Raw genomic sequence first — 14,049 nt, 5'->3', positions numbered from 1 at the left:
AACCATCGCAACGTGAAGCTTGGCAGACCGAGGGCGTCCTGCATTACAGAGCCCTTGACTGCATGGAGGTTGTCGCAGTCGAGTCAGGTTTTTTGCGCTACGATTTTGATTTGACCGTAAGAGGTGTTGACGGCCTGCTCGGCAGTGCGGAATGGTTGGATGCATAGACGCTGGCGAGGCGGCGGGGATTGAGGATGACGAGCGCGAGGTTGGCTCGCAAGATGCGCGAGTGGCGCCTGTACAGAACAAGGCCGTTTGCAACCAAAGGGTCCGTGAGAGTGATAGCGGTGGGACTTAGTGACTTGCGCAATCAGGCCGTGCCGGCGCGGGCCTCGAAGTTTTTCGTTCATGCGCCCCGCTGCGATGTCGCCGCGACGCAGCCCTTGCACAGACAGGAGGCCGAACGTGCGCTCGGCGCGATCGCACGATTCCGTCATCGAGACATGCCTGCGCTTACAGCGTCGTGCCACCAAGTGCACGGTCGCACGGGCACAGTTCGTCCGTTTGCAAACCGTTGAGAATACGCAGGACTTCCTCGGGGCTACGGCCCACGTTAAGGTTATTAACCGATACGTGCTGAATCACGTTATCGGGATCGACGATGAAGGTCGCGCGCAGCGCCACGCCGAGCTGACCGTTCAGTTCGCCCCTGACGTCGCCGAACGCATAGTGGTTCAGCTTGTTCAGGACCTTGTGCGCGCGGCGCTAAGCCACCTTGACGAACTCGTTATCAACGCTGCCGCCGAGCAGAACCGCGTCGCGGTCCTCAAAGTCCTTCGCCGGCTTCGCGAACTCGACGATCTCCGTACGGCAGATGAACGTAAAGCCCTTCGGATAGAAATAGATTTTTCTTCCACTTGCCGGAGAAGGACCGGTGAGTGATTTCCTCGAAAGCGAACTGGCCATCTTCTGCGATATGGTTGGAACCCAGCTTTGCCGCGGTGACGGTGAATGCTTCGAGTTTATCGCCAACAGTCTTCATAAAGTCACTCCTGTTTTCATTCGAAGCAAATCGTCGGTCTGGAACGCTCACGATCCTTCATTCCACGTACGGTGGCGTTTCGAACGTATGGAATGGCGCCGGACTCGGAACCGTCCACTCGAGTCCCTCGGCTCCGTCCCACGGCTTGTCGCCCGCCAGATCCAAGCCAGCGCCTCGGTAGACAGGCAGCGCTACGCAGAAAAGAAAATAGACCTGCATCAGCCCGAATCCGAATGCACCGATGGTGGCAATCTGGTTGAAGTCTGTGAACTGCGCGGGGTAATCGGCATAACGACGCGGCATGCCTGCGAGCCCCAAAAAGTGCATCGGGAAGAAGGTGATATTGAACGTCAACATCGTGCCCCAGAAGTGAATCCGCCCACGCAACTCGTTGTACATCCGGCCGGTCCATTTGGGAGACCAGTAATACCAGCCCGCATACATCGCGAATAACGATCCGGCGACGAGTACGTAGTGGAAGTGAGCGACGACATAGTAAGTGCCATGTAGCGCGATGTCGAGCGGAGCAAGCGCCAGAATCAGCCCACTGAAGCCGCCCATCGTAAATACAAAAATGAAACCGATCGCGAACAGCATTGGGGTTTCAAATGTCAGCGAACCGCGCCACATCGTAGCGGTCCAGTTGAAGACTTTGACGCCGGTGGGCACGGAAATCAGCATCGAGGCGTACATGAAGAACAGTTGACCGGTAACTGGCATACCGGTCGCGAACATGTGGTGTGCCCACACCATGAACGAGAGAATCGCAATCGATGCGGTCGCGTACACCATTGAGCTATAGCCGAAGAGCGGCTTTCGCGAAAATGCAGGGATCACTTGCGAAATGATTCCGAACGCCGGCAGGATCATGATGTAGACTTCTGGGTGCCCGAAGAACCAGAAGATGTGCTGATACATGACCGGGTCACCGCCCCCGCTCGCGTTGAAGAACGAGGTTCCGAAATGGCGGTCAAAGAGCAACATCGTGATGGCGCCCGCGAGTACCGGCATCACTGCGATGAGCAGGTACGCGGTGATGAGCCAGGTCCACACGAACATCGGCAACTTCATCATGGTCATGCCGGGCGCGCGCATGTTCAGAATGGTCACGATGATATTGATGCCGCCCATGATCGAAGACGCGCCCATCATATGCACCGCGAAGATGGTCATGTCCATTCCAGGGCCCATCTGAAGCGAGAGCGGCGCATACATCGTCCAGCCCGCGGCTTGGGCACCTCCCTTGACAAAGAACGAGCCGAGCAACAGGATGGCCGCGGGAGGCAGCAGCCAGAAGCTGAAGTTATTCATGCGAGCGAAGGCCATGTCGCTCGCGCCAATCTGCAGCGGAATCATCCAGTTTGCAAAGCCGACGAATGCCGGCATGATCGCCCCGAAAATCATGACGAGACCGTGGAGCGAGGATAACTGGTTGAAAAACTCAGGCCGCATGATCTGCAAACCTGGCTCAAACAACTCGGCACGTAACATGAGCGCCATCACCCCACCCGAGAGGAACATCGCAAACGCGAAAAGCATGTACAGCGTGCCGATGTCCTTGTGATTGGTCGCCAACAACCAGCGGCGCCACCCCCGCGGGCGTTCATGCGCAGGATCGTGCGGAATCGGAATGCTCGTGCTCATCTTGAGAACGCTCCGGCTATTCGAAAGGATCGACTCGGTCGCCTTTCCGTCGACGAAAGGTACAGCGTCAGCGAGTCGTATCGTGTTGCGCCTTCGATCGTCGATAAGAATCGATTTCACGACGACGATGCCGCGCGTCGTTACCGTCAGGAGATGCGCGCCAGCGTGTGGAGAATCATCTGGCCGTCGCGAGTCAGACGAATTCGCTGAGATCCTGGAGCGAGCGTCTCGCGCGTGATCAGCTGCCGACTGAGCAGCGCGTCCAGATCTGCTGTGCTCAGGTTCGTGTAGTCTGGGACTTGCTCGATCAGCATAAGCGCGGCGAATTCGGGGATAAATTCAATGTCCGAAAAATGGACGGACACTAACGCGAAAGCGTCCTTTCCGGGTCATCGAACGTCTGCGATAACCCGCCGACCTGGCGGAACGCGCCCAGCCAGTCCTCCAGATGCCACGTCTTGGCGATGCGACCGCCTTCAATCTCGTGAAACGAATGAATGGCGAATTCAACCGGCTTCGATGTCGCGGAAATGCCGATCAGGGAGCCGGACTGCTTACCGGTAATGCGCGCTCGCACGCCCACTCGGTTGCCGTGGATAAGAACGTCGACAATGCGTATATCAATGTCCGATAGTGAAGAAGAGAACTCGGTAAAGGCGCCTACCATGGCCTCGGGACCCCTCGCAGAATGCGGACCGCACGACCCGGGAATGTACTGCCAGTCATCTGTCACGATCGTGCGCAGAAGGGCGATATCCTGACTAGCGACGGCTCGATAGAAGCGTTCGAGCACCCTATGTGCAGATTCGCGCGATATCTCGTCGTGATCCATGATGATGCCTCCGTGTGTGAGCCCTCGAGTGTCGACCTGCTCAGGCAGAGGATCGAGTTGCAACCCGACGCGCGCGACGAGGCGCGCAAATTCGAATGCGGCGGCCAGTCGCTTCACGCTGCCCCAGACCCGCAAATCTGCCATGGTCCTGCGCCGTCACGAATATGGCCAATGGTATGAAGCGGGCTATGCCATACGTAACGGCGACGCCCATTCCGAGCAGACCCAGAGCAAACGCCGCGATTGGAAGGAAGTCCATGTGAGTCTCCGAATAGATTGAGTGCAACGTGACAGATTGAAGTCCGATTTCTGTGTATCAGGCGCTGCCGATTGCTTGCAGGGCGGTGGCGTTGCGGCCCCCGCTCTGCGGCCAACGATGTGAAGGATGGCGGTCTTGTCGTGCCTCGAGGCGCGGTTGCACCGCCGATCGAATCGCCAGCCGATGCGGTGTATTCACGATCCGATTAGTATCGGACGACAAGTTAAGGTGAATCGGCATATCACGCTCTCCTTCATGCAGACGATGCGAGCCCTAGTTTCTGGCGCCGACTCAAAACTGCCACGACTGCTTCCACCGCAATTCATTTTCGCACCGACGTTGGCACCACACAAATGCATTATTATTGAAAATTCAAGCAAACATTTTGATAATAAAACAATGGATATCACCTTGGCACGGACCTTCCTTGAGGTGTCGACGAGCGGCAGTTTCGTGCTGGCAGCGCAACGTATGCACCTGACTCAGACGGCCGTCAGCGCTCGCATCAGAACGCTGGAGGAGCAGCTCGGACGGCGTCTTTTCGTTCGTAACAAGGCAGGGGCCCGTCTGACCGCTGCGGGAGAACGGTTCGTGCGTCACGCGACAACTCTGGTTCAGGTCTGGGAACAAGCTCGGCAGCACGTGGCGCTTCCGCCCGGACGTGACGAAGGCGTAAGTCTGGGCGCTGAACTTAGTCTGTGGCATCCTCTGATGGCGGACTGGCTGATCTGGATGCATCGCGAGTGTCCCGAGGTCGCGCTGCGCGCGGAGGTCGACAGCCCGCTGAGCCTGCTTGATCGTGTCCACGGCGGATCCCTCGACCTGGCTGTGCTATACAATCCGCCGCAGCGTGTGGACCTTGTATCCGAACTGCTCGTCGAAGAAAAGCTCGTAATGGTCACGAGTGAGGCCAACGGGCTGATGCACCCGGAGCAATACATTTACGTCGATTGGGGCCCCAGCTTCGCGGCCAACCATCAAGCCGCATTTCCAGCACTCAGCAGCCCGCCAGTTTCCATTTCGCTCGGTCCGCTCGCGTTGACTTATCTGCTGACCGTTGGCGGGTCCGGCTATTTCCGGATCGGGATCACTCAACCATTCCTGGAGAACGGAACGCTGCGACGAGTGGCCAACGCACCGGAATTCTCGTGGTCGGTCTATACCGTCTATCGCATGCGTCGCGAGGAGCATCTGATCGAACGGGTGCGTCACGGTCTTCGCACCGTCGCAGGCGTTTACAGCCCGCCTTCGCTCGAAGCGCGTCCAGGAACGCGGCCGAGTGCGGAAAAAGAAAGGCGGGCGCATGAACGAAGGACCAACGGGTAGGGTCCTCTGCTTATATCACTTCAAGGGTAACCGCCAGCGGTACGTGTGGTCCAACTTCCGCAGCAGCTGCGCGCGCCGATGCTGCACTGGTAAGATGGTCGCGAACGGCAGCACTGCCAAACCGATCACCACGCTTACCCAGCTTTCGTTCATCATTGCCTCCTTCGATCCTAAAAAAGGCGCTCGTGCGTGAGACCAACCGCGTCACTGAAGCCTCGATCTGACTTAAGGAACAACTTCGCACCGGTTGTGTGATGCCGGGGGCCTGGGTTATCGTCCTTCGGAGTGAAGTTGGTCGTTTTGCGAAGTAACATTACGACTCGGCTGATCGGGGACTTGCAAAATTAGTCGGGAAGGCCGATTTCGGCTCGTCAGATATCCATAGTTTGTGGCGCGGTTGCAGGCGAGCGCGCCTCGCCATTCGATACCACTCGCCGATGCGCGAACCCTGGCTCAGCGGTCGAGATAGTCCCTGAGCTTGTCGGCGCGGCTCGGATGCATCAGTTATCGCATGGTCTTGCGTTCAATCTGGCGGATCCGCTCGCGCGTCACGTCGAACTGTTTGCCTAGTCCCTTGAACGTACAGTCCGGCGCAGTATCGATCCCAAAGCACATGCGCAGCACCTTCGCCTCACGCCGCGACAGAGTAATGAGCACCTCGGCGATCGCGGCCCGCAGGTTCGCGTGCACGGCGGCGTCCGCAAGAGAGGCCGCACTCGGATCTTCAATCATGTCGCCAAGCGTTGGATCGGCCTCTTCGCCCACCGGCGTCTCTAGCGACACCGGCTGCTTCGCGATCTTCAGGATGCCGCGGAGCTTTTCTTCCGGCATCTCCAGGCGCTTGGCCAGCACAGAAGTATGCGCTTCCTGTCTAGTCCGCTGAAGGACTTCGCGCGAAATCCGGTTGAGCTTGGTGATCGTCTCGATTATGTGCACCGGCACGCGGATGGTGAGTCCTTGATCCGCGATCGCACGCGTCACAGTCTGACGCACCCACCATGTCGCGTAAGTCGAGAACTTCCGCCCAAGTCGATACTCGGATTTATCGACCGCCTTCGTCAGGCCTCGAGGACCTCGCTGACGTGCTTAAGGCGAAGGCCAAGTTACCGCCCCTTGGTTCCGCAGACGGCGAATTTCAGTTGAATCGCTTGTAACGAGAGAGATTGGTTTTCAGGCTTCATTGTCCGGCCGCGCACGCGTCTCAGTGTCCTTTGATACACCTTCAAGAATTATCGTTGAAGGCAGTCGTTCTGCGTTCGGCGAGCCACTCACGGGACATTCATGCTGCATTGCGGGAATTTCGCAGTAAAACGACTTTCCACAATCCGGGCAATGTATCACCATCTCACGCTCAAGCACTAAATTGCTCGGGTTTGATGAAACAGCATCCCCGGGCAGAACGCAGGTGTTCGACCGTTCCGGGCGAGAAAGGTCGACGGGAAAGCAAATAGCTAACTCAAAAAATTTTCGGAGTGCGTTTCTTCGTCGGGCGCCGTGGAATAAGGGGAGGCTAACCGGCCAGAAGCCTCCGCTGAAGCTCCGGGGAAATCTGGGCGATTCGAACAAGGCTGCAGATGTAACGGGTGCAGTCCGCTCGACGGCATGGAAGCGGCGCTCAAGTCGTTTTCCTCCTCAAGCTCTTCGAGATCGAGCAAAACGTTATGCGCACGTTCCATCGTGCGGATCAGCTCATCGAGCTTGATCTGTGTCGCCGCCGTGTCGCGGTTCCCCGTGTCTGGATCAGGAAGCCCATCAGGAACGTGACGACCGTCGTCGACATGTTGAGTTGCCAGGTGTCGCTATAGTGACAGTACAGGCCGGCGATTACCTAAACGATCATGAGGGCGACGGCCATCACAAAGGTGGCGGGTCTACCGGTCATCGAGGAAAGGTAGCTCGCCAATTTCGAGAACCACTTGCTGCTCATCATGATCTCCGGTAGTCCGGGTCAATATATCGCACGATATAGACGGCGGAGTCGCTTCCTTTCACGGGCATGAGGGCGCAATCGGTCGGCAAGGAGGACCGGCGTGCGCAGGAGCGGGATGCCGAGAGGACCGGCGGAAATCGGCGGTCGGAACGCGGACGCGGTGCTGAGAGCACTCCATAACGCTGTGCTGCGACCTTGGCCATCCCGCGATGGCCATATGGGTGTTCGCTGTACGAGGATTGGACCGGTCCTCTCAGACTGTCGGTTGGAGGACTAAGTTGCAACGGCGCTCGGAACCGTGCCCTTCGCTTGATCGGCCGGATTTCGCTGATGGCACAGGTGCAGTCGCAATGCGCGTCTCTGCGAGGAGCGTTCATGCGCGATAGGCACACGACTGCACTCAGGTGCTCAAATCCGCCCGCGACGGTGGCGAAAGGATCGAGCCTTGTCTGCTGTTCAGAACTCCGCTTCGGGATAGGTGACGGTTGCGTCGCGCCGGATCACCGCGCCGGGAGTAAGCTGAGCAGAATCCAGACGTCCCTGACCCATGATATGGAAAACGGCTTTCCCAGACGCTATAAGGTAGTCAGCAATGATGCGGCGGTGACACCGCCACCATACTGCCTCCGAACACATTATCACGCAGCGTCGTTTTCGCCCCACGTCGAGCAAATGGTCCAGGCCAGCACGGAAAGCGTCTGAAAGCGCATAGTCGGCGTAATTGTGGAAACTCTCATTCTTCCAAAAGCCGTTAATGTCTCGAGGCAGACTGGGTGTTTTTCCTCGCAGGCCTCCGAGTGCGGCGACGTGCTCGTAGGTGATGTCGATAGCCGCCAGCGAATTGGGGAACGCGTCCTCGTTAAACTGCGGATTGGACCTAGATCTCGGAATTTTCCTGACGTCCACGAGCGTGCATATATCGGCATCGCGCAACAACCCCACAAATTCTGCAAGGGTGCGGTTCGAATGGCCGATGGTGCAGAATGGCAGCATCACCGGTGGCCTTTTCGGGGTGCCAGTTCAAGGACATCGCCCCTGTGTGCGGCGACGTGGCCCGTCCGGTCGTTGCGGATTTCGTGCTGGGGATCATCTTTGGATGCGTGATGCACATGCCCCTTGTAATCGAAGTCAGCGGTATGGACCGCGATAATCGTCCCCGCGACACGACCTGCCTCGGAATTCCAACACACGTGGTCGCCAACCTTGAATACTTTCACCATTTGATGATCCCTCCAGCATTTACAGGAAACGGGTTCGACGTTCCTTGCTTAGTTTCACGAGGCTCAGCGACGACGAATGTACCACTGCGTCCGCCTGTGCGCGAGGACGGGCAGACCGTTGCACGACGTCTGGTCGATCTCCTCACAGATCACAAGCAGATACATTTCGGTGTTACCTCGGCATGCCCTTGGTCCGAAGAAATCGGGTCCGAAGACGTCAGCCGGGACGTCTGGCAGCATTCGTCATGTGATGAGGGAACGCGAACACGTTGAACAGTCGTGAGGGCTACATTTTAGTCGACACCAACAGGCTGCTACTCGCTCGTCGTTCATTGACTCCGAGGAAGTAAGCGAGCCGGACCTCATGTCGCCGTGCCTACGAATTGTGGGAGCGCCAAGGCGCCGAAGGTCGCGCCGAAGAGTTCTGGGAACTCGCGAAATCCCGCTGTCCGGTGTGCCGCCAAATGGATTTGAGCGTGACGGTTCGACCGAGCCGAATGTGGACAGAACGTTCGATCCGGGGGTTGATCGAGGCTCGCCGATAATAACCGAAGGGTGCGGCTGATCCGACTGAAGATGTGCTCAGCACCGGTGGTCATCTTTGGCATCCGAAACGATGCGCTCAACAACACGCTCCTCGTCGATCCGATCCGCGACGGTAGCCACCCCAGTCGTTGGCTCGTCTAGCATTCGGCTGAAAACAGGAACGCAAAACTCATTAGTTCTATATCACAGTGTGATACATTATGACTGAGATGGCCCAACAGGTTCCGGCCCGTCGGGTGCGCAGAGGCGCGACGGCCGTCTAACGACGACCACTCAGCTGTCGGTTGACCTGCGTGCACCCGACAGTGGATCAAAATGCGGCGTCCGTTCCTACAGTCGCGCGCATGGCAAATGATTCTGAATGGGACACGTGCGTTCGCGGAAACCGTGCCGCCGATTGCTTGAGCCTACCGCACATGATCTATCCGATAATCACCGAGAACATAGGGAAGACCACCTTAGTCCGACTCGTACGGATTCTCGATGAGTCAGTTCGGGAGCGCAACAACGTCATCTTGGGCAAGCTTGAGGGCCACAACCCAGCGGGTTCGGTGAAGGATCGCGCTGCGCTGTCGATGATCACAGGAGCTGAAAGCCGCGGACAGATATGCCGCGGTGATGTGTTAATTGAGGCTACAAGCGGCAACACGGGCATCGCACTCGCGATGACGGCTGCCTGCCGCGGCTACAGAATGATGCTCGTCATGCCGGAGGACGTTTCGCTCGAACGCCGCCAGAGTATGCGGGCGTACGGAGCTGAACTTATCTTAACTCCGGCCCAGGGCGGTATGGAGTTCGCTCGTGACGCAGCGAAGGAGATGGCGCGTGAAGGGCGTGGGGTTGTACTGGACCAGTTTTCGAACCCAGACAATCCTCTCGCTCACTATCAAACGACCGGTCCCGAAATATGGACCGGCACAACGGGGACCGTCACTCATTTTGTTTCGGCGATGGGAACGACTGGAACGATCATGGGTGTCAGCCGATATCTAAAAGAGCGAAGCGCCGATGTGCAAATAGTCGGCGTGCAGCCAGAAGACGGGGCGCGTATTCCGGGCATACGAAGATGGCCCGAGCAGTATCTTCCCGCCTTCTTCGAAGCACATCGGATCGACCGAACTGAGCGTGTCAGCCAATCGGACGCGGAAGCGACCGCCCGCCGACTTGCCGCGATTGAAGGCGTCTTCTGTGGAATTTCAGCCGGCGGCGCGTGCGCGGTCGCGCTGCGGATTGCTCACGAGGTGGAAAACTCGACGATTGCGTTCATCGTGTGCGATCGGGGCGATCGCTACCTTTCTACGGGAGCGTTCCCGGCTTGAGTCGATTGGTTGAATTGTCGAATCGCTAAACGGAGACTCCGCCTTAGCCGCCCGTGAGACACGGTCATGGCCGACCGCGCCACACTCCTAAGACGCCTAAAAGATCCCTTCGTCCGACGCGATCCTCGTGCGGAACGGGAGAAAAGTGACCGGTCGCCGCGATCGCGACAGGTTAGAGGAGTCCTCATTCGCTTCGGCCGACGGTAGCAGACGCGCGCGACCTTTTCCCGGACATCAGACATTAGAATCCTTTCTCTGAGGCGTTGCTGTCAACGAGCCGCCGTGTTTCGCGGTCGCCGCAAATTGAGGCCGGGGTGCCCGCGAATATGCACAAGGAGCAGATATTGCAGCAGCGTGATGCCTTCGTTCCGGCGCCGCACTCTGCAAGAAGCCCTCGAAGAGCCGAGGGGGCGCACCAGTTGTTGACGCGTCCTATGGAAGAAAGCACAGCAGGCGCCGACGAGAAATCCTCCACAAGGTAGTCAGCGTGATGAAAAACGCAATGAGATTGGAAAGCGCTATCCCGATCGATGTTTCCATGCCGCTGCGGCTCGGATTTGCCGGGCCCTGCGATCACGCTGCATGCCCACCACATCACCGACATCCAGACTTCGGCGCAGGGTGCCTCCGTGCTGAAACCGATCGCCGGCGAGCTCGCGCTCTGCTCTTCAGCCTCGGCATCATCGGCACGGGGCTGCTCGCGCTGGCCGCCTCGGCCCCTATGCGATGGCCGGCACCCTCGGGTGGAAAAACAGCCTCGCGCTCGAACCGCAACTGGATAAACCGTTCTACGGGGTTATCTTGCTCGCGACGGTCGTGGGCCTCGCGCTCGATTTCACGTCGATCGACCCGAGCATCGTGGCACCATGATCGGCACCGATGTAACGCCATTGATGACGGCGCTCCAGGACAACGCCCTGATCACGTGATCGCCAGCCTTGTATCTCGTTGTCATGCTGGATGCCCTCCGTTCGGCTTTACGTGCAGTGCACTGATGTGAGGGTGCGCGGGCACTGCCGGACATTGAACTGCGCACTTTTCTGGTGCTCCGGTCCATTCCACTATAGATCACGTTGTGACATAGTTTAAATTCAATTGATTTACCGACCGTCCAAGATGCACAAGAGAATTGAGCGTCGTACGTCTCTGACGACCTTGGATGAGTTCATCACGAATTGACAGTACCCCGTGCGGCACGTTTCCGAGATGCCCCCGCTGGTGGAATAACGTTTGTGGGTTGATAGCCTGAAGATACGGAGCCGCGCATGGAATTCGAACATATTGAATTCGAGGTGGAGAAGATGACGGGTGATTGGGACGCACAGACCCTCGCCCGGGCCATCAGCGCGGTCGACCCTGACGCGAAAGTCGATGTCGACGTTGATGCCAGAAACGTCAAGGTCGACTCCTGGATGATGGCCGAGGAATTCTTGGTTGCGTTCGAGGACGCAGGCTACAAGGCGAAGATCAGCAAGGGTTGATGCGAAGTCCTGAGGGTGTCAGATGAGCGCGGGCGCATCGCCCGACGGCCGCCACCAAGTTTCGAGCGTCACCTGCGTTTGGGCAAGGGGCGAGTCATGCGTCCCCGTTGTGGCGCCGTCATTGATCAGCATTGGGAGCCAGGCCATTAACAAGAAATGTATTCGCGGTCAGACCCCGCAATCGCAGCAAGGCGCAGGCAACTGGCGTCCGGACCACTCGCCGCGTTCAAGGCATTCAGCGACAGCGTCTTTGCCGATGGTGGGCTGCCAGCGAAGACGAAACAGCTGATCGCCGTGGCCGTCGCCCACGTGATCCAGTGCTCTTATTGCATACGCCACACGGCGGCCGCTCTGAAAAGCGGCGCGACCGGAGAGGAGATTAGGCGATCTGGGTCGCGGCCGAGATGCGTGCTGGCGCGGCGTATGCACATTCGGCGCTGGCACTCGACACGAACGCGGCGAATATGGGTATGAACCAAAACCAAGACGAGGCGCCCCATGTCCACGGTCATTGAGCGCCTGCAGGCCGAACACGGCAGACTGGGACGATTGGTGCAGCTGCTCAACGACGAGCCGTCGCTGCGCAGCGATCCGGGAGCACCGAACATCGCGCTGCTGGTGGATGCGCTTTACTACCTGACACGCTTTCCCGATGTGGCCCATCATGCGATCGAAGATCGCATCGTGGAGAAACTGCGGAGCAAGAACGCCTTGTCCGGCGAGCTTGTGCGGGAAATCGAGGCGCAACACGTCACACTGATTTCGCAGGGTCACGAACTGCTCCAGGATCTGGAAGCGGCGGCCCGTGAAGAAAACATGTCCCAGGAACTGGTCGAAATCCACGTCCGTCTCTACGCGGAGCGACTGCGGCATAACATGACTGTCGAAGAGCTGACGCTGTTTCCCGCCGCGATACGCTACCTCGACGATGACGACTGGCATGCCATCGAGCTTGCTGATGCGGGCGGACAACCGGACCCTCTGTTCGAAGGCCCAGTGGATGAGCGATTTGCCCAGCTCCATCGGGTCATTGCAGCGGAGCGTGCGGCTCCGGCGGGCATTGACGATGAGAGTGAAAAGCAGCCAGCTCGCCGGCTGCCTTATTGATCCGTGACAGCGAAATGCCACGAGCTGCACGATCCGCTCAGAATCCGGAACACAAGTGGAGATGCACGATGAGTGATGGCCGCGTGATCGAGATCTTCCGGTATGACCCGGACACGGATACTAGGCCGCGTATGCAGGCGTTTGAGGTTGACGTCGATCCGCGCGACCGGATGCTGCTGGACGTCCTCGTCAGGCTGAAGTCGGTCGACGAATCGATTTCGCTACGGCGCTCGTGCCGCGAAGGCATCTGTGGGTCCGACGCCATCAACATCAACGGCAGGAACGGTCTTGCATGCCAGATTAACATGAACGATCTGCCGTTGCGGATTGTCCTTCGGCTGGAGGGCGACAATCATGTTGGCCGGTGTAGCGGCGAAGGTTTTGGCCGGTGATGAGGAGTCGAAGGCGGCGTAGCCGCCGAAGATGACGCATCACCGGCGGCGCCGAGTCGGCCGGGTTCTACGATGGCTGATCGAACAAGAAAGCGATCAGCTACATGTCTGGAACCCGCATTACCGACCAACAGGTTCGCCTCTACATGTCCAAACGCAAACATCACTCGCAGGAGATCGCCGCCGCCAAGGCGGGCATCAGTGTCCGCAGCGTGCGCGGTCATCGGGACTTCGTTGATCGTGCGGCCTATGATGAGTTTCTGCGCGAGGTCGTCATGCGTCGCAACCGGCGTAACGCAGCGGCGTTCCGCCTTGAGCGCGAACAGCTCATGGATCTCCCGTTAAGGCGCACGACCGACTTCGTCGAGGAAGAAGCGCGCGTTACACGCTGCAGCACCTTCACCATACGCGGCATTCTGTACAGCGCGCCGTCGCGCCTGATCGGTCATCGTCTGAAGGTGCGCGTGTATGGTGACCGGCTCGACTGCTATCTGTCAGGCGCGCCGGTGCATAGCACCTCGCGAGGTTCGCGTGCCGGCGACAACCGCCGCGCACTTGATTACCGACACTTCATTGAGAGCCTCAAACGCAAGCCGCAGGCATTCAAGGGGCTTGCGTTTCGAGACGAGCTGTTTCCGCGCGAGGCCTATCGCCGGACCTGGGAACAGCTGGAGGCGAGACTGACGCAACGCGAGGCGTGCAAAGTCATCGTTGGATTGCTTGAACTCGCCGCGCTCGATGGCGTCGAGGCCGTGTTGGCCGCGCACCTCAACGCGTTGCTGGTTGACGGCAAGCTGCCTGATCTGAAGGCTCTACGCGAGGAGTTCGCGCCGCGTCACGCCGATTGCCTGTCAACGTCGGACTTAGTTTCCCCAAAACTGTCGGAGTAAAATTCCCCACCCTGTATCTGCGTGGTGATCAGCCGTTTTCGGGATCGGGTGAGCTCCTCCGGGGGCGTCCTGGGCGCCGGCGCGGCGTTTCGGCAGATGCCGGGTGTAGAGATGATGGACG

At 58.5% G+C, this 14,049-nt stretch carries 10 protein-coding genes and 7 pseudogenes; 9 read left to right on the top strand and 8 right to left on the bottom strand.

Features of this window, described 5'->3' with window-relative positions:
• Window positions 1-453: 453 nt before the first annotated feature.
• From QCE73_RS37855 to QCE73_RS37840, 4 genes and pseudogenes are all read right to left on the bottom strand, one after another.
• A pseudogene (locus QCE73_RS37855) lies at window positions 454-982 on the bottom strand (redoxin domain-containing protein).
• A gap of 57 nt (window positions 983-1,039) precedes the next feature.
• A complete protein-coding gene (ctaD, locus tag QCE73_RS37850; RefSeq protein ID WP_035510342.1) occupies window positions 1,040-2,626 on the bottom strand; it encodes a cytochrome c oxidase subunit I in 1,587 nt (528 codons plus the stop codon).
• 146 nt (window positions 2,627-2,772) lie between these two features.
• On the bottom strand, window positions 2,773-2,991 hold the full coding sequence (locus QCE73_RS37845) for a hypothetical protein (RefSeq protein WP_035510340.1): 219 nt from the start codon (window positions 2,989-2,991) through the stop codon (window positions 2,773-2,775).
• Window positions 2,991-3,602, bottom strand: coding sequence for an ester cyclase (locus tag QCE73_RS37840; RefSeq protein WP_309885927.1), 612 nt, complete (start codon window positions 3,600-3,602; stop codon window positions 2,991-2,993). The genes QCE73_RS37845 and QCE73_RS37840 overlap by 1 nt, the downstream gene beginning before the upstream one ends.
• Before the next feature lie 343 nt (window positions 3,603-3,945).
• Between QCE73_RS37840 and QCE73_RS37835 the strand changes: the two genes are divergently transcribed.
• Window positions 3,946-5,043: a LysR family transcriptional regulator gene (locus tag QCE73_RS37835; protein WP_309885926.1), complete on the top strand. Its 1,098-nt coding sequence runs from the start codon at window positions 3,946-3,948 to the stop codon at window positions 5,041-5,043.
• Between the two features lie 504 nt (window positions 5,044-5,547).
• Here QCE73_RS37835 and QCE73_RS37830 read toward each other — a convergent pair.
• From QCE73_RS37830 to QCE73_RS37815, 4 genes and pseudogenes are all read right to left on the bottom strand, one after another.
• Window positions 5,548-6,123: pseudogene (locus QCE73_RS37830) on the bottom strand (sigma-70 family RNA polymerase sigma factor); the annotation flags it as partial.
• A 542-nt stretch (window positions 6,124-6,665) separates the two neighbouring features.
• Window positions 6,666-6,970: pseudogene (locus QCE73_RS37825) on the bottom strand (low affinity iron permease family protein); the annotation flags it as partial.
• A gap of 459 nt (window positions 6,971-7,429) precedes the next feature.
• Window positions 7,430-7,969, bottom strand: a complete 540-nt coding sequence (locus tag QCE73_RS37820) for a DUF488 family protein (protein WP_035510336.1) — start codon at window positions 7,967-7,969, stop codon at window positions 7,430-7,432.
• Window positions 7,966-8,193 carry a DUF2945 domain-containing protein gene (locus tag QCE73_RS37815; protein ID WP_035510335.1) on the bottom strand — a complete coding sequence of 76 codons (228 nt, stop codon included), beginning with the start codon at window positions 8,191-8,193 and terminating at the stop codon, window positions 7,966-7,968. The genes QCE73_RS37820 and QCE73_RS37815 overlap by 4 nt, the downstream gene beginning before the upstream one ends.
• A gap of 377 nt (window positions 8,194-8,570) precedes the next feature.
• Here QCE73_RS37815 and QCE73_RS37810 point away from each other — a divergent pair.
• From QCE73_RS37810 to QCE73_RS37775, 8 genes and pseudogenes are all read left to right on the top strand, one after another.
• Window positions 8,571-8,738: pseudogene (locus QCE73_RS37810) on the top strand (DUF2934 domain-containing protein); the annotation flags it as partial.
• Between the two features lie 417 nt (window positions 8,739-9,155).
• The gene (gene cysM / locus QCE73_RS37805) at window positions 9,156-10,058 is read left to right on the top strand and encodes a cysteine synthase CysM (protein WP_035510364.1); all 903 of its coding nucleotides are present in this window, start codon (window positions 9,156-9,158) and stop codon (window positions 10,056-10,058) included.
• 569 nt (window positions 10,059-10,627) lie between these two features.
• Window positions 10,628-10,910 (top strand): annotated as a pseudogene (locus tag QCE73_RS37800) (divalent metal cation transporter); the annotation flags it as partial.
• Between the two features lie 413 nt (window positions 10,911-11,323).
• A complete protein-coding gene (locus QCE73_RS37795) occupies window positions 11,324-11,539 on the top strand; it encodes a heavy-metal-associated domain-containing protein (RefSeq protein ID WP_035510333.1) in 216 nt (71 codons plus the stop codon).
• A 156-nt stretch (window positions 11,540-11,695) separates the two neighbouring features.
• Window positions 11,696-12,013: a carboxymuconolactone decarboxylase family protein gene (locus tag QCE73_RS37790; protein ID WP_404989873.1), complete on the top strand. Its 318-nt coding sequence runs from the start codon at window positions 11,696-11,698 to the stop codon at window positions 12,011-12,013.
• A gap of 24 nt (window positions 12,014-12,037) precedes the next feature.
• Window positions 12,038-12,646 carry a hemerythrin domain-containing protein gene (locus QCE73_RS37785; protein WP_035510331.1) on the top strand — a complete coding sequence of 203 codons (609 nt, stop codon included), beginning with the start codon at window positions 12,038-12,040 and terminating at the stop codon, window positions 12,644-12,646.
• Window positions 12,647-12,714: 68 nt separating this feature from the next.
• A pseudogene (locus QCE73_RS37780) lies at window positions 12,715-12,984 on the top strand (2Fe-2S iron-sulfur cluster-binding protein); the annotation flags it as partial.
• A 266-nt stretch (window positions 12,985-13,250) separates the two neighbouring features.
• Window positions 13,251-13,886: pseudogene (locus QCE73_RS37775) on the top strand (Mu transposase domain-containing protein); the annotation flags it as partial.
• Between the last annotated feature and the right edge of the window lie 163 nt (window positions 13,887-14,049).

Source organism: Caballeronia sp. LZ029, from assembly GCF_031451275.1.
In the GTDB taxonomy this organism is placed as follows: Bacteria; Pseudomonadota; Gammaproteobacteria; order Burkholderiales; family Burkholderiaceae; genus Caballeronia; species Caballeronia jiangsuensis.
The sequence above is the reverse complement of the archived record's forward strand: the minus strand, read 5'-3'. Positions and strand labels throughout refer to the sequence as shown.

What these genes read in the sequence shown, in the direction of transcription:
- ctaD (WP_035510342.1), bottom strand. Translation starts at nt 2,626, where the DNA reads ATGAGCACGAGCATTCCGATTCCGCACGATCCTGCGCATGAACGCCCG.
- QCE73_RS37840 (WP_309885927.1), bottom strand. Translation starts at nt 3,602, where the DNA reads ATGGCAGATTTGCGGGTCTGGGGCAGCGTGAAGCGACTGGCCGCCGCA.
- QCE73_RS37815 (WP_035510335.1), bottom strand. Translation starts at nt 8,193, where the DNA reads ATGGTGAAAGTATTCAAGGTTGGCGACCACGTGTGTTGGAATTCCGAG.
- cysM (WP_035510364.1), top strand. Translation starts at nt 9,156, where the DNA reads ATGATCTATCCGATAATCACCGAGAACATAGGGAAGACCACCTTAGTC.
- QCE73_RS37795 (WP_035510333.1), top strand. Translation starts at nt 11,324, where the DNA reads ATGGAATTCGAACATATTGAATTCGAGGTGGAGAAGATGACGGGTGAT.
- QCE73_RS37790 (WP_404989873.1), top strand. Translation starts at nt 11,696, where the DNA reads ATGTATTCGCGGTCAGACCCCGCAATCGCAGCAAGGCGCAGGCAACTG.
- QCE73_RS37785 (WP_035510331.1), top strand. Translation starts at nt 12,038, where the DNA reads ATGTCCACGGTCATTGAGCGCCTGCAGGCCGAACACGGCAGACTGGGA.